17 protein-coding genes and 1 pseudogene are annotated in these 23,313 nt (G+C 69.9%); 12 read left to right on the top strand and 6 right to left on the bottom strand.

Translation table 11 applies throughout. The features are described 5' to 3' along the window. The first annotated feature begins 181 nt into the window (after positions 1-181). The 3 genes from ACTWQA_RS55350 (at position 182) to ACTWQA_RS55340 (ending at position 3,934) form a co-directional block, all read left to right on the top strand. Entirely contained in the window at positions 182-1,582 is a 1,401-nt protein-coding gene (locus ACTWQA_RS55350) for a family 43 glycosylhydrolase (protein ID WP_443166836.1), read from the top strand. 279 nt (positions 1,583-1,861) lie between these two features. Then, entirely contained in the window at positions 1,862-3,301 is a 1,440-nt protein-coding gene (locus ACTWQA_RS55345; RefSeq protein WP_443166835.1) for an RICIN domain-containing protein, read from the top strand. A 336-nt stretch (positions 3,302-3,637) separates the two neighbouring features. Beyond that, positions 3,638-3,934, top strand: a complete 297-nt coding sequence (locus tag ACTWQA_RS55340) for a hypothetical protein (RefSeq protein WP_443166834.1) — start codon at positions 3,638-3,640, stop codon at positions 3,932-3,934. A gap of 243 nt (positions 3,935-4,177) precedes the next feature. Here ACTWQA_RS55340 and ACTWQA_RS55335 read toward each other — a convergent pair whose 3' ends face one another. Further along, positions 4,178-5,629, bottom strand: coding sequence for an aldehyde dehydrogenase family protein (locus ACTWQA_RS55335; RefSeq protein WP_443166833.1), 1,452 nt, complete (start codon positions 5,627-5,629; stop codon positions 4,178-4,180). A gap of 8 nt (positions 5,630-5,637) precedes the next feature. Further along, positions 5,638-7,167, bottom strand: coding sequence for a GMC family oxidoreductase (locus ACTWQA_RS55330; RefSeq protein ID WP_443166832.1), 1,530 nt, complete (start codon positions 7,165-7,167; stop codon positions 5,638-5,640). A gap of 171 nt (positions 7,168-7,338) precedes the next feature. Here ACTWQA_RS55330 and ACTWQA_RS55325 point away from each other — a divergent pair, with 171 nt between their 5' ends. The 7 genes and pseudogenes from ACTWQA_RS55325 to ACTWQA_RS55295 all read left to right on the top strand — a co-directional run. After that, positions 7,339-8,046, top strand: coding sequence for an IclR family transcriptional regulator (locus ACTWQA_RS55325; RefSeq protein ID WP_443166831.1), 708 nt, complete (start codon positions 7,339-7,341; stop codon positions 8,044-8,046). 160 nt (positions 8,047-8,206) lie between these two features. Beyond that, complete coding sequence (locus tag ACTWQA_RS55320; RefSeq protein WP_443166830.1) at positions 8,207-9,559, top strand: MFS transporter; 1,353 nt, start codon at positions 8,207-8,209, stop codon at positions 9,557-9,559. Between the two features lie 15 nt (positions 9,560-9,574). Further along, the gene (locus ACTWQA_RS55315) at positions 9,575-10,735 is read left to right on the top strand and encodes a homogentisate 1,2-dioxygenase (protein WP_443166829.1); all 1,161 of its coding nucleotides are present in this window, start codon (positions 9,575-9,577) and stop codon (positions 10,733-10,735) included. Then, positions 10,732-11,865, top strand: coding sequence for an alpha/beta hydrolase (locus tag ACTWQA_RS55310; RefSeq protein ID WP_443166828.1), 1,134 nt, complete (start codon positions 10,732-10,734; stop codon positions 11,863-11,865). Before ACTWQA_RS55315 ends, ACTWQA_RS55310 begins: the two co-directional genes overlap by 4 nt. A gap of 21 nt (positions 11,866-11,886) precedes the next feature. Then, the gene (locus tag ACTWQA_RS55305) at positions 11,887-13,548 is read left to right on the top strand and encodes an FAD-dependent monooxygenase (protein WP_443166827.1); all 1,662 of its coding nucleotides are present in this window, start codon (positions 11,887-11,889) and stop codon (positions 13,546-13,548) included. Further along, complete coding sequence (locus ACTWQA_RS55300; protein ID WP_443166826.1) at positions 13,545-13,751, top strand: hypothetical protein; 207 nt, start codon at positions 13,545-13,547, stop codon at positions 13,749-13,751. Before ACTWQA_RS55305 ends, ACTWQA_RS55300 begins: the two co-directional genes overlap by 4 nt. A gap of 416 nt (positions 13,752-14,167) precedes the next feature. Beyond that, positions 14,168-14,524 (top strand): annotated as a pseudogene (locus ACTWQA_RS55295) (SDR family NAD(P)-dependent oxidoreductase); the annotation flags it as partial. Positions 14,525-14,843: 319 nt separating this feature from the next. On the opposite strand, the gene ACTWQA_RS55290 reads toward ACTWQA_RS55295, so the two are convergent. The 4 genes from ACTWQA_RS55290 to ACTWQA_RS55275 form a co-directional block, all read right to left on the bottom strand. Next, a complete protein-coding gene (locus ACTWQA_RS55290; RefSeq protein WP_443166825.1) occupies positions 14,844-17,618 on the bottom strand; it encodes an FAD-binding and (Fe-S)-binding domain-containing protein in 2,775 nt (924 codons plus the stop codon). Positions 17,619-17,630: 12 nt separating this feature from the next. Continuing rightward, complete coding sequence (locus tag ACTWQA_RS55285) at positions 17,631-18,644, bottom strand: zinc-dependent alcohol dehydrogenase (RefSeq protein WP_443166824.1); 1,014 nt, start codon at positions 18,642-18,644, stop codon at positions 17,631-17,633. Then, positions 18,645-19,493, bottom strand: a complete 849-nt coding sequence (locus ACTWQA_RS55280; protein ID WP_443166823.1) for a fumarylacetoacetate hydrolase family protein — start codon at positions 19,491-19,493, stop codon at positions 18,645-18,647. A gap of 91 nt (positions 19,494-19,584) precedes the next feature. Next, positions 19,585-20,355 carry an IclR family transcriptional regulator gene (locus ACTWQA_RS55275; RefSeq protein ID WP_443166822.1) on the bottom strand — a complete coding sequence of 257 codons (771 nt, stop codon included), beginning with the start codon at positions 20,353-20,355 and terminating at the stop codon, positions 19,585-19,587. A gap of 139 nt (positions 20,356-20,494) precedes the next feature. Between ACTWQA_RS55275 and ACTWQA_RS55270 the strand changes: the two genes are divergently transcribed. Both ACTWQA_RS55270 and ACTWQA_RS55265 read left to right on the top strand, forming a co-directional pair. Further along, positions 20,495-22,204 (top strand): IlvD/Edd family dehydratase, encoded by a 1,710-nt coding sequence (locus ACTWQA_RS55270; protein WP_443166821.1) that lies wholly within the window; start codon positions 20,495-20,497, stop codon positions 22,202-22,204. Between the two features lie 11 nt (positions 22,205-22,215). Further along, on the top strand, positions 22,216-22,893 hold the full coding sequence (locus tag ACTWQA_RS55265) for an SDR family NAD(P)-dependent oxidoreductase (RefSeq protein WP_443166820.1): 678 nt from the start codon (positions 22,216-22,218) through the stop codon (positions 22,891-22,893). Positions 22,894-23,313 lie beyond the last annotated feature (420 nt).

Genomic DNA, 23,313 nt, shown 5'->3' with positions numbered 1-23,313 from the left:
CCGCGCCACGGCACCGTCCTGCCGATCACCCAGGCCGAGTACGACCGGCTACTGCAACAGTGGGGCTGAGCCGCCCTGTGGCGGAGCCGCCAACCGCTCGACATGCCGAGCGCGCAACCCGTGTGATGACCCACCTAAGACTGATAGCGCTAACATCGATGGCTCTCGGAAAGAGGCACGCATGACGGTGAGCAGATGGGCGGCCGCCACGGCCGCGCTCGTTCTAGCCTGCTTTGACCTAGTGGCCACGGCCGCTCCGGCGCTCGCCGCGACGCTGCCGACCGGCGCCCGGTCCTTGGAGTCGGTCAACTACCCCGGCCGGTACGTCCGGCACGCCGACGCGCTCGGCCGTATCGACCCGCTCACCTCGGCCGCCGCGACCCAAACCAAGCTCGACGCGACCTTCACAATCGTCAACGGCTTGGCCATGCCCTCCTGCTACTCCTTCCAGACCAAGGACGGCCGATTTCTGCGGCACCGCGACTGGCGGCTGCGTGTGGACGCCAACACCGGCGACGCGACGTTCCGGGCTGACGCCACGTTCTGCGCCGTCGACGGTTCCGTCGCCGGATCGACGTCGCTGACCTCCTATAACTATCCGAACCGGCGGATCAGGCACCGCGACTTCGAGCTCTGGCTGGACCCCTACCAGGACAGCGCGACCTTCCGCGCGGACAGCTCGTTCCGGATCGCCGCGCCGTGGGCACCCAAGACGAACCGGAACCCGGTGATCCCCGGCCTGTTCGCCGACCCGCACATCATCGCGATCAACGGCCGCTACTACCTGTACGCGACGACCGACGGCTACGCGGGCTGGCGCGGGACGTACTACAAGGCCTTTTCCTCCGCCGACCTGGTGACCTGGACCGACCACGGCGTTGTCCTCGACCACGGCCCCGACGTGTCCTGGGCGGACGACTCGGCCTGGGCCCCGGCGGTCGCGGCGGCCAATGGCCGCTACTACCTGTACTTCAGCGGCGGCGCGGCCACCGGAAACATCGCGAAGCAGCTAGGCGTCGCGGTCTCCGACTCGCCGTCGGGCCCGTTCCGGGACGCGCTCGGACGGCCGCTCATCGCCGCCGGCCAGTACTCCGGCCAGGCGATCGATCCGATGGTCTTCACCGACGACGACGGCCGCTCATACCTCTACTGGGGACAGGGCGTCGCCCGCGTCGTGCCGCTGAACGGCGACATGACCTCCTTCAACCCAGCGCAAGTACGGACGATCACCCCATCGGGCTACAACGAAGCGCCGTTCGTGTTCAAACGCGGCGGGATCTACTACCTCATGTGGTCGGAGAACGACACCCGCAGCGAGGACTATCGAGTGGCGTATGCGACCGGGTCGAGCCCGCTGGGACCGTGGACCAAGCGCGGCGTGGTGCTGCAGAAGCGGCTGGAGGCCGGAATCAAGGGCACCGGGCACCATTCGGTCGTCCGGATGCCCGGCACCGACACGTGGTACATCGCCTACCACCGGTTCGCTGTGCCAGCGGGGAACGGGACCAACAGGGAGGTGGCCGTCGACCGGATGGAGTTCGCCGCAGACGGAACGATCCGTCCGATCGTGCCGACCCTCTGAGCCTGTGGGTGGCGATTCATCATCCGGCCAGGTCGAGCCGCACGGCCGACCTAAGTCACCGCCGCCGTCCCTACGTACGGAGCAATGTCCCACAGCCGCCGGTCCTGCTGTTGGAGCAGCACGATGCGCGCGGCCCGGACGTGCGTCAGCACCATGATGTCTGCAAGTGAGGTTAGACCCAGGAATTTAGCTCTAGTGATTGGACATTTCATGACACTGATCACGGCGTCTGATGGTCACTCATCAGGACCGTTGCGGAGCACCCGGCCGTCGCACCGGTTGCTGATCGCCCTTATGGTGACCGCGCTCACCGCAGTGGCAAGCCTCGTCGTCTCCGCGCCGCCGGCCAATGCCGCCACCAGCCAATTCCGAGGCATGAACTGGGCCGTGCTGGGTGACAACTTCAGCACCGGCACGCTCGTCGTGCAGGGCCTGAGCCAGTCCGACAGCAACGCGACAGTACGGGCCAAGGCCAACGCCCTCTACGACGACATGGCCTCCACCATGGGGGTCAACACCGTCCGCCTGCCTATCAACACTCACACCGTGGCCAACACGACCTGGTGGAACGCCTACCGCGGCGCCATTGACGCCGCCACCGCCCGTGGATTCAAGGTCATTCTCGCCTATTGGGAGGACGGCGCCGCCTCCGGCGGCAGGATCACGAACCTCGCCGCATGGAACACGATGTGGTCCAGCGTGACCAACACGTACGGCTCGAACAGCAACGTCTACTTCGAACCGATGAACGAGCCGCACGGCTACACATCGGCGGAATGGCGCAACGTCGCAGCGAACTGGCTCAGCTATCACACCTCGGCAGTGCCCGGCCGGGTGCTCGTCGGCGGCACCGGCTACAGCCAGGACCTGCGGGACATCTGCAACGACAGCCGCTTCAACTCGACGCTGCTGTCCTTCCACCACTACGCCTTCTTCTACAGCGCGATGACCTACGACGCCTTCCGAAGCCACATTCAGACGCGTCTGGGCAACTGCGCCTCCCGCGCGGTCGCCACCGAGTTCGGCGCGCCGATGTCCACCGGCCTCAACTACGGCGACGCGAACAGCACCGACAACTTCGTACGCCACATCCGCGCCATGGCCCAGGTGATGCGTGACAACCAAATGGGCGGCACCTACTGGCCCGCCCTCGGCGGCAAGCCGGGCGACATCGGCTACGACTGGTACTCGATGTACGCCCTGAGCGGCAGCGGCACCAATCTCAACTTGACCGTCCGCAACACCTCCGGCGCTGACCGGATCCGGTATGCGTGGGGCGACACCATCGGCGGCGGCGACACCACCTACTACAGGATCAACGCGCGCCACAGCGGCAAGGCCATGGACGTCCAACAACCGAACACCGACAACGGTGCGCGCGTCGGCCAGTACACGTACGGCGGCAACGCGTGGCAGCAGTGGCAGTTCCAGGACGCCGGCGGCGGCTACTGGCGCATCATCAGCCGCCACAGCGGAAAGTGCCTCGATGTGGTGAGCGCTTCAACCGCCGACGGTGCCGAGCTCATCCAGTACACCTGTGGCACCGGCACCAACCAGCAGTTCCAGATGGTCGCCAACGGCAGCTACTTCCAGCTCCGGGCACGACACAGCAGCAAATGCGTGGACGTACCGGCCGCATCGACCGCGGACGGCGTGATCCTCAAGCAGTATCCGTGCAACACCGGCACCAACCAGCAGTGGTCGCGCACGGCCGTCTAACGGTCGTCTCGACGTGACCGCGGATCCGTGGTACGGCCCTCACGCCCCCGGTGCCGAGCTCGTGCTGTGTGCTCGGTGCTGGGGGAGCCGGACGGATCGGGAAAGGAGCAAACGGTCGACGATACCAGCGGCGCCTGGCCAATCTGCCGGCCAGGCGCCGTGACATGCTCGTCGAGCTGTCCGCGGCGGCCCCATCGCGGCGGCCGATCTGGCCGACCTGCTGCGGATGGGACGCCTGCCGGAGGCCTGGATCGCCCCGCCGGACGTGCGGGAGCTCGTGCGTACAGGAGCAAGCTCGTCCAGCAGCGGACCAGCTGTAAGGACCGGCCTCACGCGGTGCTGGGCAAGCTCGGAAGGCATCCGAAGGCCAGCGATCTGTTCGGGGTCGGCGGCCGTACCTGGCTGGCCGGCCAGCAGATCCAGGGCGCCTACCGGATCCGGATCGACTCGTTACTGCTCGGCTTCACCGTGTTCCTGGTGGGCTCGCTGGCGTGCGCGGTGAACCCGGCGATGCCGGTGCTGCTGGCCGGCCGCGGCATCCAGGGGTTGGGGCAGGGCTGCTGTCCGGGCTGGGCTTCGCCGCCGTCCGATCAGCCCTGCCGCGGCGGTTGTGGACGCGTGGCAACTCGCTGATGTCGGCGATGTACGGCGTCGGCAACTTTGTCGGCCCTGCGCTCGGTGGGTTGTTCGCCAGTGTTTCCCCCACCCTCGTCACCCGCCGCACCACCGCTCCACCCGCCGGGTAAGGCAAGGCCGCTCGCGCTGTGGGCCGGGTGACGCTGGCCACGCCGGGCTTGCGGCGACGTACGGGCATGACCGAGGCGACGGGGATTACCCTCTCGACCATGTCAACCTCGGCAAAGGCATGTGGCCGCGTCACGTTAGGGGAGTCCAAATGCCCTTGACCTCGGTGTAGGCCTCGATCGCCTCCCAGCCCATCTCTCTGCCGATGCCGGAGGCCTTGATGCCGCCCCAGGGGGCGGCCGGGTCCTGAAGGGGCAGGGAGTTGATGTAGATCGCGCCTGCCTTGAGTCGCTGGGCGAGGCGGTTGGCGCGGCCCACGTCGCGGGTCCACACGCTCGCCACCAGACCGTACGGGGTGTCGTTGGCGCGGCTGACGACGTCGTCTTCGTCCTCGTAGGACAGGATCGACAGCACCGGGCCGAAGATCTCCTCGGTGGCGATCGTCATCGAGTCCGTCACGCCGGTGAAGACCGCGGGGCGGAGGAAGAAGCCGTGGGCCAGGTCGCCGTCGACGGCACGTTCGCCGCCGGTCAGCAGTGTCGCCCCTTGGCCGACGCCGAGGCCGATGTACCGCGTCACCCGCTCCAGCTGTTCGGCCGAGACGACGGGGCCGAGCTGGGCGGCCAGGTCCATGCCGTTCCCCAGCACCATCGCGGACGCGGCGCCTGCGATCTTCGTGGTGAACTCGTCGAGGCGGCTGGTGTGGACGTACATGCGCGCGTATTGGGCACAGATCTGACCGGAGTGGAACAATGCCCCGATCAGATTGCCCTCCACCGCGGCGTCGATGTCGGCGTCGGGGGTGATGATGCTCGGCGCCTTGCCGCCCAGTTCCAGTGAGACGCGGGTGAGATGGTCGGCGCTGGCGCGGACGATCTCCTTGCCGACCTCCGTGGAGCCGGTGAAGGAGACCTTCGCGACGCCTGGGTGGCGGACCAGTGCCGCGCCGGTGGCCCCGTCGCCGGTGAGGGCGTTGATGACCCCTGGCGGGAAGCCGGCCTCGGTCGCGAGCTCGGCCAGCCGCAGCGTGGACAGCGGCGTCTGCTCCGCAGGCTTGATCACCACGGTGTTTCCGGTGGCCAGCGCGGGGGCCAGCTTCCAGGCCAGGATCATCAGCGGCGTGTTCCACGGCGTGATGAGGGCGCACACGCCCAGCGGTTCGCGACGGGTGTGGTGGGCGAATCCGGGAATCGACACCGGCGAGGAAACGCCGGTGATCTTGGTGGCCCAGCCAGCGTAGTAACGCAGGACGTCGATCACGTTGGGTAGCACGAACTGCTGGTTGAGCCCGACCGGCATACCGTTGTCGCGGGTCTCGATCTCGGCGAGCTCGAGCGCGTGCTGTTCGACGAGATCGGCGAGGCGCCACAGCAGGCGTCCGCGTTCGCTGGGCATCATGCCGCTCCATGCGGCGGACTCGAACGCGCGGCCCGCGGCGGCGACCGCGGCGTCCACGTCCGTCGTGCCGGCGTGGGCGACCTCGCCGATGACCTCGCCGGTCGCCGGGTTGACGGTCTCGAAGCGGTCGCCGGTGGTGGCGTCGGCCCACTGGCCGTCGATGAGCAGCCGACCTTTGCGGAACATGGTGCCTCTCACTTCCCGAGCTTCCCGAGGAGCAGGTCTGCGGCCCGCTCGGCGATCATGATGGTGGGCGCGTTCGTGTTGCCTGAAGGGACGTCCGGCATGATCGAGGCGTCCACGACCCGCAGACCGTCGACTCCGTGCACGCGCAGCCGCGGGTCCACGACCGCGTTCCGGTCGACGCCCATCCGGCAGGTGCCGACCTGATGGTGGTAGGTCTGGACGTGCGTGCGGACGTAGTCGCGGACAGCGTCGCGGTCGGTGACGTCGCTGCCCGGCGCCCATTCGTCCTTGCGCCACTCGTCGAGGGCGGGCTGCCGGCCGATCTCGCGCACGAGCTCCACGGAGTCGGCCATCACCTCGAGGTCGTGCGGGTCCGAGAACACCTGCGGGTCCATGGCAGGGGGAGTGGTGGGATCGGTGGACCGCAGCCACAGCCGGCCCCGGCTGTGCGGGCGGATGAGCCCGCCCAGGCAGGTGAATCCGTTCTCAGGAACGCTGGGGTCGTCGCCGAGATAGGGCCCGTGGACCAGGAGCGGCTGCGTGTCCGCCACGGTCAGCGCGGGGTTGCTCTTCCAGAAGATGTTGACCTCCAGGCCCTGCACCGACAACGGCGGCAGCGGCTGGGTGGTCTCCCACAGCACCGGGCAGATCAGGTGGTCGTGCAGGTTCGCTCCGACGCCGGGCAGATCCACCTGTACGTCGATGCCGAGCGCACGGAGCTCGTCGGCCGGGCCGATCCCGGACAGCAGGAGGACCTGCGGTGACCCCATGGCGCCGCCGCTCAGGATGACCTCGTTGTGCGCGTGAGCTCGCTCCGTCCGGCCCTGGATGATGTACTCCACGGCGGTGCAGCGGCCGGCGTCGAGGACGAGTCGCGACACCACGGCGCCGGTGATGACGGTCAGCGCCGGGTTGCCGAGGATCGGCTCGACGAAGCTTGTCCACGTGCTTCGCCGCCGGCCGTCCAGGACCGTGTGCTGGGTATAGCTCACGCCGAGGTAGTCCTGGCTGTTCGGGTCCGTGACAAAGGGCAGGTCCGCCTGCTGCGCCGCTGCCACAAAGGCGGCGGACAGCGGGTTGGGGTCGTTGTTCCTGCGCACCGGAAGCAGCCCGCCGTGGCCGTGCAGCGCCGACGGGCCGTCCTCGTGGTCCTCTGATCGCTTGAAGTAGGGCAGGACCGTGTCCCAGTCCCAGCCGAGGCAGCCGCGGTAGGCCCAATTGTCGTAGTCCTGCGGGACCCCTCGGGCGTAGATCATGCCGTTGATCGAACTGCTGCCGCCGACCACCTTGCCACGCGGCCATCCCAGGCGGCGGCCGGCGGCGTGGGGCTGGGGTTCGGTGACGTACGCGTAGTCCACCTCGGTGTTCCACAGCGCGAGCGACATCCCCGGGTTGTGGATCTCAGGACGTGTGTCCAGCCCGCCGGACTCGATCAGCAATACGCGATGCCCGGCGTCGACGAGCCGGCGGGCGAGCACGCAGCCCGCGGATCCCGCACCCACGATCACGTCGTCGTAGGCGGCTGTTGTACCAGCCATTGAACTCTCCATTGTTCGAAAAACGAACCCTGTGGTTCGATATGTTTCGGAAGTGTGACGCTCGCTTCGAACCGCGTCAAGAGGTCAAGTGAGTTCGCGGGTGACCCGCACGGGCCCGCCGGTCTGGATAGCGTTGAATGCAGGGTTCGGATTGCGAACGATGGGGTGCCCATGGAGATTGCGAAGACGGCCGATCAGGCGCTGGTGGTGCTGCTGCATCTGGCCGAACATGGCGCCTCGGCGCCGGCGGAGATCGCCCGGGCGACAGGCCTGAACCGGACCGTCGTGCATCGGTTGCTGGCGACTCTGCATGGCCGCGGCTTCGTGCTCAAGCGCGGTGAGCGATTCGCCGTCGGGCCTGTTGCCGCGCGAGTCGCCGGCGCGTTCCAGCCCGAACTGCGAGCAACCGCGCGGGCGGCGTTGGCGGCGGTCGCGGACGCGGTCGGCGAGACGTTGGTGTTCGCGGTGCCCGACGGCACGGAGGCGGTGGTGGCCGACCAGGTGGTGAGTCGCAACCGGCTCGTGCGGGCGCAGTATGATCTGGGCTTTCGCCATCCGCTGCACATCGGCGCCACCGGGCTGGCAATTCTGGCGTTTCTGCCCCAGGCAGAGGCCGCGCCGGTGCTGGCGCATGCGCCGGATGCCGCCGCGCTGGGCGCCAGGCTGGACCGGATCAGGCGGGATGCGTACTCCATCACCCACAACGAGATGGGCTCCGGCGAATCCGGTCTGGCCGTTCCGGTGTTCGACGGATTCGGGGACGTCGTGGGCAGCATCGGCGTCGTCGTCCCTGGAGTGGACGTGCCCGATCTCGACGCCCACATTCCGGCGCTGCGCAAGGCGGCGGACCGGATTCGCGATCACCTCGCCAAAGGCTGATCCCGGCCCTTCGCACCGTTCTGGCGGCCGCCCCTCCGAGAGGGGTGGCCGCCGCTGTCTGTCATGGCAGAGGTCTTGACGGTCCGATGCGGCTCACCTATGGTTCCCACAAGTTCGAACGATAGGGTTCGATATACGAACCACATCATGGAGGCCGTCGATGTCCGGCACCGATGCCCCGGCTCCCGTACCGTCCAAGGGGCGCTTCGCCCGAGTCGTCGCGGCCAGCGTGGCCGGCACGACGATCGAGTTCTACGACTTCTTCCTCTACGGCACCGCGGCCGCACTGGTCTTCAACAAGGCCTTCTTCCCGGCGGGCGACCCGCTGACCGGCGTGCTGCTGGCGCTGGTCACCTACGCCGTCGGATTCCTCGCCCGGCCGCTGGGCGGGGTGCTGTTCGGGCACCTCGGCGACCGGTTCGGCCGCCGCCGGACGCTGTCGCTGAGCCTGATCCTCATGGGCGCGGCCACCGTCGCGATCGGCCTGATCCCGACCTACGCCAGCATCGGCGTGGCCGCGCCCATCCTGCTCACCGCGCTGCGTCTGGTCCAGGGGCTGGCGCTCGGCGGCGAGTGGGGCGGCGCGGTGCTGCTGGTCGCCGAGCACGGGTCGCCCGAGCGCCGTGGGTTCTGGAGCAGTTGGCCGCAGACCGGCGGGCCGCTCGGCAACATGACCGCGACCGGGGCGCTCGCCGTCCTTGGTCTCGGCATCTCGAACGAGGAGTTCCTGGACTGGGGGTGGCGCATCCCCTTCCTGCTGTCCGCCGTGCTGGTCATCGTCGGGATCTGGCTGCGGCACGCCGTGGAGGAGTCTCCGATCTTCCTGGCGGCACGCGCCGCTGCCGATCCGGCGCACGGCCCCGCCCCGATCGGCACGGTGCTGCGCCACCACCGCAAGCAGGTGCTCATCGCCGCCATGGCGAACGTCGGCGAGAAGGCGACGTACTACACCTTCAGCATCTTCCTCATCACCTACCTGACCCAGGTCGTGCACATGTCACGGGGCGCCGCACTCGGCGCGATCACGATCGCATCGGTGTTCCAGGTGGCGGCGATCGTGACCGGCGGGATGCTCGCGGACCGGTTCGGACGCCGCGTGTGCAGCATCGTGCTAGCCGTGCTGATCGCGGTATGGGCGCTGGCCGGGCTGCCGTTGGTGGACGGCGGCCAGTTCGCCGTCGTGACGATTGTCGTCGTCATCGGGCTCACCCTGCACGGCCTGATCGGCGGCGCACAGACCCCGTTCTTCGCCGAACTGTTCCCCAGCGAGGTGCGCTACACCGGCGCGTCCCTGGGCTACCAGCTGGCCACCGTCTTCGGCGGCTCGCTCGCGCCGATCATCGGCGTGGCGCTGCTGTCCCGCTACCCGTCGACCTTGCCCGTCGCGCTGTTTCTCTGCGCCACCCTGGCCTGCACCGTGATCGCGTTCCTGTGGGCCGGCGAGACCCGGCACCACGACCTGCGCGACATCGCCGCACCGCATGAGGCCGGCAAAGCCTCCGCCCGGGCCTGAAAGGAAATCCACGCAATGCCGTACTTCACCCGCGTCGGCGACATCCCCCGCAAGCGCCACACCCAATTCCGTCAGCCCAACGGCGGCCTCTACCGCGAGGAATTGATGGGAGAGGAGGGCTTCGTCGGTGACTCGTCGCTGCTGTACCACCGGCACTCCCCATCCGACGTGGTACGCGCCGCGCCCGTCGGCCAGGAGCCGGAGCAACTGACCGACAACCACCCGCTGCTGCCGCGCCACCTGCGGCCACACCAGCTCAAGGTCGCCGGCGACCTCGTCACCGGACGCGTCCCGCTGCTCGCCAACGACGACGTCGTGATGAGCTACGCGGCCGTCGACCAGCCGTCGCCGCTCTACCGCAATGCGATCGGCGACGAGCTGGTGTACATCGAATCCGGGCAGGCCCGGCTCGAGACGGTGTTCGGCACGCTGGAGGCCGGCCGCGGCGACTACGTCGTCGTGCCCACCTCCACCACCCACCGGTGGGTGCCCACGAGCGCCGAGCCACTGCGCGCCCTGACCTTCGAGGCGAGCGGCCACCTCACCCCACCGGCGCGCTACCTGTCGGCACGCGGCCAATTCCTGGAGAACGCCCCCTTCTGCGAGCTCGACCTCCGACGCCCTGAAGGACCGCTGCTGGTCGAGGGCGAGGACGTGGACGTGCTGGTGAAGAACCGCAACGGCCTCACCCGCTACACCATGGCCCGCCACCCGTTCGACGTGGTCGGCTGGTTCGGCTGCCTGTACCCGTGGGCGTTCAACATCTGGGACTTCTCGCCCGTCACCGGGTCGCTGCACCGGCCGCCACCGGTCCACCAAACCTTCGAGGGTCCCGGGTTCGTCATCTGCTCGTTCGTGCCACGGCTGTTCGACTACCACCCCGACGCGGTGCCGGTGCCGCCCTTCCACGCCAACGTCGACTCCGACGAGGTGCTGTTCTACGCCGACGGGTCGTTCATGAGCCGCAAGGGCACCGGCATCGAGCAGGGCTCGGTGTCGCTGCATCCGGCCGGCTATATCCACGGCCCGCACCCCGGCAGCATCGAAGCCGGCATCGGCGCCAAGTCGACCGACGAGACCGCCGTCATGCTCGACACCTACCGGCCTTTGAAGCTCGCCCCCGGCGCCGCCGGGATCGCGGACGCTGGCTACCTGCAGAGCTGGCGGAGCAGGTGAGCATCGTGGAGGAGCGGGAGCTACTCGCGGTGCCGATGCAGTCGGCCGCGGTCGGCAGCGAGATCTACTCCGGCATCGCCCGCCTGGCCGGCACCCTCTGGTGCGCCCGCCGCCGGGCCGTGCCGGGGCGTCGCGCCGGCACCGTGGTGGTCATCTGCCACCCGTCCAGCAACTTCCTCGGCCACTACGCCCTCGCGCCGTTCGCCGCGGCCGGCGTGGACGCCGTCGCGATGACTACCCGCTACCTCGGTAACGACAGCGCGCTGCTGCTCGAGAACTGCGTGCTCGACGTGGGATCGGTCGTCCGGCACCTGCGCGAGGAGGGCTACGAGCGCATCGTGCTGGTCGGCAATTCCGGCGGCGGCGGGCTGGCCGCGCTGTACCAGAACCAGGCCGAACGTCCCACCATCACCCAGTCGCCTTGCGGCAGCGGGCCTGACCTCACCCGCGCCGACCTGCCGCCCGTCGACGCGCTCGTCCTGGCCATGGCGCACCCCGGACGTGCCGCGCTGCTCGCCGAGTGGCTGGACCCCGCGATACGCAACGAGAACGACCCGCTCGACCGCGACCCCGCGCTCGACATGTTCGACGCCGAGCACGGACCGCCCTACGACGCGGCCTGGCTGGCGCGCTACCGAGCCGCGCAGCGGGCCCGCAACGATCGGATCACCGACTGGGCGCAGGCGCGGCTGGCCGAGATCAGCGAACGCGGCATCCCGGACCTGCCGTTCTGCGTGCACGGCGTGTGCGCCGACCCGCGCTTCCTCGACCTGTCACTCGACCCCTCCGACCGTGAGACCGGGACCCTGTGGGGCCCGCCCTGGGCCGCCAACCTGCAGCCGTCCGCCCTCGGGCACTACACCACCCTGCGGTCATGGCTGTCGCAATGGTCCCTCCGGCACACCAACGGCCATGGGCCAGACCGGCTGCGCGGCGTCTCCGTACCGGTGCACGTCATCTACGGCACCGCCGACCAGGGCTGCTTCCCCTTGCACGCCCGTGAGCTCCACGACGCGGTTCCCCACGACCGCAAGGCGCTCACCGCGATCCCCGGCGGCCGCCACTACCTCAACGGCCAGCCCCAGCTCGCGGAGCTGATGGTCAAGACCGTGCTCGACTGGCTCGGCTGACACACGACCACGGGAACCTTCATGTACTTCGACTACGTCACCCACCCCGCCTACGAGCCCGCGCAGCGGCACGATGCGCGCCGGCATCCGGTCGTGATCGTCGGCGGCGGACCCACCGGGCTCGCGCTCGCCCTCGGCCTGGCCCGCTACGACGTGCCCAGCGTCGTGCTCGAGGCCGACCAGACGGTGTGCGTGGGCAGCCGCGCCGCCTGCCTGTCGCGCCGCACGCTGGAGATCATGGAACAGCTCGGCGTCGCCGACAGCTACCTCGCCAAAGGGTTGCCCTGGACCAAGGGGGTCAGCTACTACCGCGACGCCGAGGTGCTCAGGTTCGCCATGCGCGACGACCCGGACGAGAAGTTCCCACCGATGATCAACCTCCAGCAGTGTTACGCGGAGGACTACCTGCTGGCCGCCGCCCAGCGGCACAGCGGTCTCGTCGAGGTCCGCTGGGGCAACACGCTCACCGCGCTGAGTCCGACCCCGGACGGCGCGGAGCTGGCCGTACGCACCGCGACCGGGCAGGACTACACCATGACCGCCGACTGGGTGGTCGGCTGCGACGGCGCCCGCAGCGCGGTCCGCGAGCTGACCGGGCTGCGGCTGTCCGGCACCTCCTACGAGGGCGCCTACGTGATCGTGGACGTCGAGTTGAGCACCGACCGGCCCGCGATGCGCTACGCCTGGTTCGATCCGCCATCCAATCCGGGATCCACCGTGCTCATGCACCGGCAGCCCGACGACATCTGGCGGCTGGACTACCAGCTGCGCCCAGGGGAGGACCCCGACGAGGCGATCAAACCCGAGAACGTGATGCCACGCGTACGCAGCCACCTGCGCATGATCGGCGAGCGTGACGACGTGGACCCGGTGTGGATTTCCCTGTACCGCGCCCGGGCGCTGACGCTCGACGCCTACCGGCACGGCCGGATCCTGCTCGCCGGCGACGCCGCGCACCTAGTGCCGATCTTCGGCGTCCGCGGCATGAACTCCGCCATCGACGACACCCACAACCTCGCCTGGAAACTGGCCTTTGTCACGCGCGGCTGGTCACCGGAACGGCTGCTCGACACGTACTCGGCCGAACGCGTCCACGCGGCCAGGGAGAACATCCGCTACGCAGCCAAGAGCACCGAGTTCATGGCACCCCCGTCGTTCGCATTCGACACGATGCGCACGGCCGTGCTCAGCCTGACCGCCGAAGGCCACAGCTGGGCCTCCTCGCTGATCAACCCGCGGCAGACCACCCCGATCTCCTACGCCACCTGCGGATTCACCGGCGAGTCCACAGCGGCGGGCGGACCGGCTCCAGGTGACGTCCTGCCCGAATGCCCCCTCACCCTGCCCACCGGCAAGGAGGGCCACGTCACCGACCTGCTCGGCCCCCACATCACCGTGCTCGTCTTCACCGCCGACGGCATCATTCCGCCGGACGTGCGAACGGTCACGGCGGGACCACGGCCACTGGACGTGGGCGTGATCAGCGCGGCGGCGACGCCGGCAGCCGCCCACGACCACACCGGGCGGCTGTTCCCCCGCTACGGGGCCCGGCCGGGGACCGCCTACCTCATCCGGCCGGACGGGCACGTGTACGCCCGCCGCCAAGACCCCCGGCCCGGCGAGATCCAGGCCCTGGTGAACGCCATGATCAATGGATACGGCAGCGGGAAGGACGCGCGGTGAGCCCCGATGACCTGGACGAGATCTACTCCGAGCTCTGCCACCGGATGACCACGGCCGGCCAGGACGAGGCGCTGCTCTACCTGGGCCGCCTCGTCTTGCTACTCGCCCACGAGGTCGACGACGCCGAGCGCGTCCGCACCGCCGTACGAGCCGCTCACCCCAAGCCGAACTGGGGGACGGAGAGGTTCTCGGCCGCCCCGTGAACGACGTGCGACACAGCCGTCGCAGGGTCCCACCAGATGCTGTGTGGCTTTCGACACGTGACGTGGTGATGGCGCCGGTGCCTGATTGCACCGAGATCCTAGGGCGCTTGGCGCCGTTCCACCGTTGATTGTGTGGCGCCCGGTGAGCGAGCCCACCGACACCCCTGCCGGTGCCGAGACCGGTCCGTGCCGACCCGGCCGGACGGCTGGCCCGACCTTCTCGGCTTACGGCCCCTTAGCAGCGCTGACCGTGCGAATCTCCGCCGTCGCCACGACGGTGGCGGTGGCACTCGTGCTGGTGAGCACCACGTTCCGGCTGCTGGAGGGCGAGGACCCGGAATATCTGCTGGGGTTCGAGCTGCCGTCCACGATCGGGCTGATGGTGGCCGCGATCGCGCGCCGGAGCCCTCGTCAACAACGCCGGCATCACCTCACCGATCCCGTTCCTGCAGGTCACCGGCACGGAATGGGACCGCGTCTTCACCGTCAACGTGCGCGGCGCCTACAACGTCACCCGCCGCGTCGCCCCAGGCATGGCCGAGCGCGGCTTCGGCCGGATCGTCTTCCTGTCATCGGTTTCGGCCGAACGCGGCGGCGGCGTCTTCGGCGGCGTGGCCTACTCCGCAGCCAAGGCCGCCCAGCTCGGTTTCGCCAGGGCCCTGGCCCGCGAGCTCGGACCGGCCGGCGTGACCGTCAACGCCGTCGCACCCGGGCTCATCGACACCGACATCACCGGCGGCGCCCACGTCAATGGCGGCTCCCACATCCGCTGACCCGGGAGTGTCCGAGCCTGACGCGACGCGCCTTTAACCTGCGGAAACACGTAACCCCATGTCCTGGGGGCCAAGGGGTCGCAGGTTCAAATCCTGTCGTCCCAACGGTGTGATGTTCCGACGGTGGAACGAGGCCGGTGCCGCGCCCCGCCCGTACCCGGCGCGGGCTGATCTAGCTGTACTGTCTCGCGAGGATTCTGTCCCAGCCCACCGTCTTGGCCCACTCGGCGTAGCTGCGCCAGCGCACGGCGGGGGCGCATCCGAGGTGGCAGGGACGCCGCCCTGGTAGGGCGGATGGGTCGTGCCCACGGCACGGTTCTCAGGCGGTGGCCTGGTCGAGCAGTTCGAGGAGGTGGTGGTACACCCGGGCGGTGGCGCGGGTGAGGCCGAGTTCGCAGGTGCGGTTGAGCGAGGCGTGCGCGGCGAAGTCCCCGGACTTGACGGATATGGCTTCAGCGTGGGTGGCGGAGGCGGTCAGCTCGGGGTGCAGCAGGCCGCGGTCGCCGGCGAAGGCGCAGCACTGCCAGCCCTCCGGAACTACCACGTGGTCGGCGATGGCTTGGGCGATTTCAGAGATGGCCGCGTCCAGGCCCAGGCGGGTGGACGAGCAGGTGGGATGGAGGGCGAGGGAGGCGAGGCGGCGAGGCTCGGGGAGGCGGGGCAGGAGGTGCTCGGCGGTGTAGGCCACGGCGTCGAGCACCCGGACGGGCAGCGCCTCCGCGAGGCGATGGAAGCCCTCGGTGCAGGAGGCGGCGTCGCTGATCACCGGGATGCGGCCGCCGTCCGTGGCGTCGAGGAGCGCGTCGCGCACGCGGTCGGCCATCGTCTCGTAGCCGTCGGTGTACCCCTTGGACGACCAGGGCGTGCCGCAGCACAGCCCGCCGATCCCCTCCGGCACGTGCAGCCGCACGCCCGCACGCCTGGCCAGCCGCGCGAACGCGATCATCACGCCGGGCCCGCCGTCGGCGGGGGCGAACACAGTGTTCAGGCAGGACGGAAGGTAGACCGCGTCGGCATCGGGATTCGGTAGCGGACGGCGGCGCATCCCGCCGCGCGGCAGGTCGCGGCTCCACTGGGGGACGCTCTCGGGGGTGGTGAGGGCGCGGGCGGCGCGGCCGGCGGCCTCGGGCAGCGCCGGCGGGGTGGTGGCGGCGGCGTCCAGGGCGAGGTTCATCGCCCGGGTGACGCCGTCCCAGTGCTTGGCGGCCGACTTCCAGCCTTGCTGCGTCACGCGGCCGTGGCGTTCGGCGCGCAGGCGCTTGGTCAGGTCGCCGGTGTTGATGCCGACGGGGCAGGCGGTGGCGCACATGCCGTCCACGGCGCAAGTGTCCACGGCGTCGTAGCCGTACTCGGCCTCCAGCTCGCGGGCGAGGGCATGGTCGCCGGCGGAAACGGCGGCGGCCAGCTCGCGCCGCAGCACGATGCGCTGACGCGGGGTGGTGGTCAGGTCCCGGCTGGGGCAGACGGGTTCGCAGTAGCCGCACTCCACGCACCGGTCCACTTCGGGTTCGACGGTGACGACGGCCTTGAGGTCGCGCAGGTGGGCGTCGTCGCGGTCGGTGAGGACGACGCCGGGGTTGAGCGTGCCGTCCGGGTCGCACAGGCGCTTGATCTCGCGCATCACCTCGTACAGCTCGTCGCCGTACTGGCGGTGGACGAACGGGGCCATGACCCGCCCGGTGCCGTGCTCGGCCTTGAGCGTGCCGCCCCGCGACAGGACGGCCTCCACCATGTCCTCGGTGAAGCCGGCGTAGCGCTTCAGCTCCGTGTCGAAGCGCTCGTTGAGCATGAAGTGCAGGTTGCCGTCCTTGGCGTGGCCGAAGATGACGCTGCGCTCGTACCGGTGCCGCATGAACAGGCCGGTCAGCTCGTCGCACAGCTCGGCCAGGGCGGGCACGGGGACGGCGACGTCCTCCAGCAGCGCGGTGGTGCCGCTGGGCCGGGCGCCGGCGACGGAGGCGTACAGGCCCTTACGGATGTGCCACAACGCCGCCCTGCCACCGGCCTTCCTGCTCAGCCGGGCGGGCGCCGCCAGCGACAGCGAGGGGAACAGCTCGCCGGCGGCGCGTTCGCGGTCGGACAGCCGGTCGGAGTCTGACTCCTGCCATTCGACCAGGAGCGCCGCGTGCTCGGCGACGGCAAGCGTACGCAGGACGTCATCGGCTTGGGGGTCGCTCTGGGCCACCCGCAGCGACTCGGCGTCCAGCAGCTCGACGGCGGCCGGCTCGACGGCGACCAGGCCGGGCATGGAGGCCATGGCCTGGCGCAGGGTGGGGAAGACGAGCAGGCCGGTGGCGGCCAAGCGGTGCGCGGGCACCGTGCGGAAGACGGCCTCGGCGACGAAGCCGAGCGTGCCCTCGCTGCCGATGACCAGGTGGGCGAGGATCTGCGCGGGGGAGTGGTGGTCGAGGAAGCTGTTGAGGCCGTACCCCATGGTGTTCTTGAGCGAGAACTGGGCGGTGATCCGGCGGACCGAGTCGGGATTGTCCCGCACGCGGTCGCGCAGCCGTTCCAGGCCCTGAGCCAGCTCGGGTTCGAGCGTGCGCAGGCGCTTGTCGGCGTCGGGGGCGCCGGTGTCGATGACGGTGCCGCTGGGCAGCACGATCGTCATCGAGTCCAGGGTTTGGTAGGTGTTGGCGTGCGTGCCGCAGGTCATGCCGCTGGAGTTGTTGGCCACGACGCCGCCGATCGTGCACGCCGACTCGCTGGCCGGGTCGGGGCCGAGCTTGCGGCCGTACGGGGCGAGGCGGGCGTTGACCTGCCGCAGCACCGCGCCCGGCTGCACGCGCACCCGGTGCCCTTCGTCCAGCACCTCGATTCCACGGAAGTGCCGACGGGTGTCCACGAGGAGATGCTCGCTGACGGCCTGCCCGCTCAGGCTGGTGCCACCAGAGCGGAAGGTGAGGGGGAGGCCGGTGCGCAGCAGCGCGGCGACCTGCTCGGCGCTCTCGGGGACCAGCACGGCCTGCGGGGTGAGCAGGTAGTGCGAGGCGTCGTGGGCCATGCCGAGCCGGTCGCTCGCGCGCGTTCTGGTGATTCCCGGAACGGCGGCTTCCACCGCGGCGAGGAGAGTGGGGTCCGCTCTATCGATCACGTTCGTCCTCTCTTATCGGCGCGGGTCGATGTGGATCTTCGGGCCCGGCCCAGCGCCGGTCGGCCGGCATCCGGCCAGGACGCCGGCGGTCTCGGCGAGGGGGACCGTGGCGGCCACGAGAGGGCGGGCGTCGACCGAGGCCTCGGCATAGGCGGCGATGGCTCCTGCGAGGCCGGCCGAGCCGCCGAGGATGCCGACGGCGGTGACGTCCTTGAGCGCCAGGTCGCGGGTGTCGATCGTGGACGGGGTGCCGGCCAGGCCGATGTAGACGACCCGCCGGCCGGGTTCGACGAGGTCGAGAGCGAGAGCGGGCAAGCCGGGCGCGTTGGACGCGTCGATGACGGCATCCCAGGGTAGCGATGGCAGTGACTTCCGGGTCCAGGCATCGGTGAAGCCGAGGCTTTCGGCCAGGCGAAGCCCGTGGTCGTCGCGTCCCATCACGTGGACCTCGACTCCGTCGGCGCGCGCGAACAGCGCCGTGAGGAGGCCGATCGTGCCCGTGCCCAAGACCAGAGCCCGCTCGCCCGCCGTCAGCCTCGCGGCGCGGACGGCCCGCAGCGCGTTGCCTCCCGGTTCGACGAGCGCGCCGAGCGTGGGATCCACGATGTCCGGCAGGTGATGCAGGGCCGTGGCGGGCACTGCGAGTTGCTCGGCCAGCGCGCCCGGGCGGCCCCGGCTGATGCCGATCTCGGCAAGCTCGGCGCACACGTGGTGGAGGCCGGCCCGGCAACGGTCGCAGTGACCGCAGCCGAGCATGGTGTCACCGGTGACTCGCCGCCCGAGCCATGAAGGGCTCACGCCCTCGCTCACCGCGCTGACGCGCCCGCACCATTCGTGGCCGGGACGGAGCGGGTACCAAGAGCGGCCGGTGTGCAGGTAGCTCATCTCCCCGGTGAAAAGCTCGACGTCCGTGCCGCACACGCCGACCCGCTCGATGTCCACCACCACTTCACCTGGCGCGGCGACAGGCGGTTCGACCTCGTGGACCTCAGCTTTCCCAGGGCCGGTCAGAACCAGAGCGCGCATCTATCGGGGTCCGACGACGTGCTGGCGCTGCGTGCCCAGGCCGTCGATGCCGAGGTCCATGACGTCGCCGGGCCGCAGCCAGATGGGCGGGGTGTGGCCCATGCCGACGCCTGGCGGGGTGCCGGTGTTGATGAGGTCGCCGGGCTCCAGGACCATGAACTGGCTCAGGTGGTGCACGATGACGTACGGGTCGAAGATCATGGTCTTGGTGGTGCCGGTCTGGCGGCGCACGCCGTTGACGTCCAGCCACATGCCGAGGTTCGTCACGTCGGCGATCTCGTCCGGCGTGACGAGCCAGGGGCCGGCCGGGTTGAACGTCTCGGCGGACTTGCCCTTGCTCCACTGGCCGCCGCGCTCCAGCTGGAAGGCGCGCTCGCTGACGTCGTTGACCACGCAGAAGCCGGCGATCGCGTCCTTCGCCTCCTCGACCGAGTCGAGGTAGGAGGTGCGCTTGCCGATGACGATGCCCAGCTCCACCTCCCAGTCGGTCTTGGTCGAGCCACGCGGGATGCGCACCTCGTCGTACGGGCCGACGAGCGTGTTCGGCGACTTGGTGAACAAGATCGGCTCGTCCGGCACGGCCTGCCCGGTTTCGGCGGCATGGTCGCTGTAGTTCAGGCCGATGCACAGGATCTGGTGCGGCCGGGCGATCGGCGCGCCGATCCGCTCACCGGCGAACTCCCGGGGCTGACCAGTGGCGATCCGATCGGCGAGCAGCGCGACGCCGCCCGCCGCGAAGAACTTCTCATCGAAGTCGGGGGTGAGGTCTGAGACGTCGATGTAGTGCGTCTCGTCGATGCGGACGACGGGCTTCTCGGCGCCGGGCGCGCCGATGCGCATGAGGTACACGGGTGTCTCTCTCAGAAGGGGTTCCAGTAGGGCGTGGGCAGGCCCTCGCCCAGGGCGTATACATCGGCCGAGGCCGGGGTCGCGGTGAACGTCACCTGGGTTGCTCTCCCATGACGATGGTACGGATGGCGGCCACGTCGTCGATCAGCGTCGGCAACGGGGTGCGGTAGGCCAGGCCGCTGACGCTGATCGCACCGCTGGGCATCGTAGGCGAGGTCAGGTACGCCGGTACCGCCAGGCAGTTGACGCCCGGCTCGCTCTCCTGATCGTCGGCGGCGTAACCCTGCTCGCGAACGCGCTCCAGCTCGGCGTGCAGGCCCTCGACGGTGGTGATGGAGCGCTCGGTGCGGCGCTCCAGTGCCCGGTCGCCTACCCACGCGCGGACCGCGTCCTCGTCCGGCAGGCTATGGGCCAGCAGGAGCTTGCCGACGGCCGTGCAATGCGCCGGGTTACGCCCGCCGACGACCGAGGTAAGCCGGACTGCGCCGGCCGCCGGGTCCAGCTTGGAGCGGTAGACCACCGAGTCGCCATCCAGCACCGCGTAGTGCACCGTCTCGCCGTACCGGTCGCACAACGCCTTGAGCACCGGCATCACCCGCACATGATCGGGCCGGGCCTCGTGGTGGGCGAAGGCCATCCGCAGGAACTCGTCGCCCAGCACGTACCGGCCATGACCGTTCTGCGCGGCGAATCCGGCACGCCGCAGCGCGGCCAGCGCGCGGTGCACGGTCGGCTTCGGGCTGGCGACCGCGCGGGCCATCTCCTCCAGCCCGATGCCGTCGGGATGGCGGGCCAGCTCGGCCAGCACCGCCAGCACGCGGTCGGACCCGACGAGCTTGGGCTCGTCGATCAGCTCGGGCATGTTCCGAACGTTAGACCACCATTCCATAAAACGGAAGTTCGTCTCGAAGCGGAGACCGTCTAGTGAAGTATGGGTTACTCTTCCTCTAGATTTCACAAATCGGAGCAAAGTTCCAATAAATGGAAAGAGTGGTGGCCTGATGGCGGGGAGCCGAAGCGCTCAGTGGTACGCCGGTAGCGACCGCAACGCCTACATCCATCGCGCGTGGATGCGGCGCGGGCTGCCGTCCGACGCCTTCGACGGCCGGCCGCACATCGCGATCGCCAACACCGCCTCCGACCTGACCCCCTGCAACATGCACCTGAACGAGGTGGCCGAGCACGTCAAGCACGGCGTGTGGGAGGCGGGCGGCGTGCCGCTGAACCTGCCGGTGGTGTCGCTGGGCGAGACGAACGTGCGCCCCACCGCGATGCTCTGGCGCAACATGGCGGCGATGGCGATCGAGGAGATGCTGCGCGCCAATCCGATCGACGGCGTGGTGCTGCTCGGCGGCTGCGACAAGACCATCCCCGCGCTGCTGATGGCCGCCTCCTCGGTGGACCTGCCCGCGGTGGTGGTGCCCGGCGGGCCGATGCTCACCGGCACCTTCCGCGGCGCGCCGCTGGGCTGCGGCACCGATGTCTGGAAGCTCAGCGAGGAGGTCCGCGCCGGGACACTGTCGCAGGCCGACTTCCTGCGCTCGGAATCGTCGATGATCCGCAGCAAGGGGCACTGCAACACGATGGGCACCGCCTCCACCATGGGCCTGCTCGCCGAGGCGCTCGGCATGACGCTGCCCGGCCTGGCCGGCACCCCCGCCCCCGACAGCCGCCTGCTGGAGGGCGCGCACGAGACCGGCCGCCTGATCGTCGAGATGGTCGCCGACGGGCGGCGTCCCTCGACCGTCATGACGCGCGGCTCGTTCCTCAACGCCATCGTCGCGCTGGCCGCGCTCGGCGGTTCCACCAACGCCGTCGTGCACCTGCTGGCCATCGCCGGCCGGCTCGGCGTCGAGCTGACCCAGGACGACTTCGACCGCACCGGCTCCGGCGTACCCCTGCTGGTAGACCTGCAGCCGGCCGGCCGCCACCTCATGGAGGACCTGCACCGGGCGGGCGGCCTGCACGCGGTGCTGGCCGAGGTGCGCGACCTGCTCGACCCGGCCGCGATCACCGTCACGGGCCGCCCCCTGGTCGAGGCCCTCGGCGACGCCAAGATCCACGACCGCGAGGTGATCCGCTCCCGGCGGCAGCCGCTCCAGGAGGACGCCGGGATCGCCGTCCTGTACGGCAACCTCGCCCCGGACGGCGCCGTGATCAAGCCCGCCGCCGCCTCACCGCACCTGCTGCAGCACCGCGGCCCGGCCGTCGTGTTCGACTCGATCGAGGACCTGCACGCCCGCATCGACGACCTCGACGTCACGCCCGACTCGGTGCTGGTCCTGCGCGGCTGCGGGCCCAAGGGCTATCCCGGCATGCCCGAAGTGTCCAACATGCCACTGCCGCCCAAGCTGCTCGCCCAGGGCGTGCGCGACATGGTGCGCATCTGCGACGGCCGGATGAGCGGTACCGCCTACGGCACCGTCGTCCTGCATGTCGCCCCCGAAGCCGCCGCCGGCGGGCCGCTCGGCCTCGTCCACACCGGCGACATGATCATCCTGGACGTCGAGAACCGCCGCCTCGACATCGACGTCCCCACGGAGGAACTGGCCGCCCGCGAACCGTCCCCGGAGATGACAGCCGCGTTCACCCGCCCCGCGCGGGGCTGGCAGCGCCTCTACGTCGAGACCGTGCAGCAGGCCAACACCGGCGCCGACCTCGACTTCCTCCTCGGCTCCAGCGGCGACGCCGTGCCGCGCGAATCCCACTGAAAGGAGCTCTCGTGTCCCGCACCGCCCTCATCACCGGCGGCGTCAGCGGCCTGGGCAAGGCTGCCGCCATCCGCCTCGAAGCCGAGGGCGTCAAAGTCATCACCCTCGACGTCACCGACGGCGCCGACCTGGTCGTGGACGTCACCGACCCGGCCGCCGTCCAGGCCGCCGCCGACGAGCTCGGCCCGATCGACATCCTCGTCAACTCCGCCGGCATCGTCGGCCCCAACGCGCCCCTGTGGGAGATCCCGCTCGACGGCTGGCGGCGCACCTTCGACGTCAACGTCAACGGCACCTTCCACACCTGCCGCGCCTTCGTCCCCGGCATGCGCGAGCGCGGCTGGGGCCGTATCGTCAACCTCGCCAGCATGGCCGGGAAAGACGGCAACCCCAACATGGCGCCGTACTCCGCTTCCAAGGCCGCCGTCATCGCCCTGACCAAGTCCCTCGGCAAGGAACTGGCCACCAGCGGCGTCCTGGCCAACGCCATCGCCCCGGCCGTCATCGAGACCCCGATGAACGCCACCACCGGCCCCGAGGCCCTGGCCCACATCGTCAGCCTCATCCCCATGCGGCGCGTCGGAAAGCCGGAGGAGGTCGCGGAGCTGATCGCCTGGCTCGCCTCCGACAAGGTCAGCTTCTCCACCGGCGCCGTCTACGACATCAGCGGCGGCCGCGCCACATATTGACGGTCCGCTTCGCTGTCTTCCGACCCGCTCGCCGTGTTCGTGCGGTCGCGCCGGCTTCGGCTCCGGGTTGCGGCACCTTCCACAACTTGCCAGGGCAGCCGGTTTGTCACACCACGTGGCTCGCCCTGATCAGCGGCTGGCGCCGAGTCCGCGCTCTACCGGCGCCGGACCCGGCCCGAAAATCCTTCGTCGACCCTCGAAAGCAGTAGTCATGACCGATACCTCCGGCCAATCTGCAGATCCGGACTCCGTACAGGCTCCCAGATGACCCATTCCTCAGGACGCGGATGGAGGAGAGGAATGATCGAAACCTGTGGATCTGCCGGGAAGGGGTGTACCTTCCCGGATCATCCGATGTGGTTTCGAGATAAGGCCGACGCGCCAACGTCGGTCGGGAAGGCACACCCGTGCCGCTTACCG

It is taken from the genome of Nonomuraea sp. 10N515B (genome assembly GCF_052245915.1).
Taxonomy (GTDB): domain Bacteria; phylum Actinomycetota; class Actinomycetes; order Streptosporangiales; family Streptosporangiaceae; genus Nonomuraea.
Note: the sequence above shows the minus strand (reverse complement) of the source record. Positions and strands in the feature narration are given on the sequence as shown.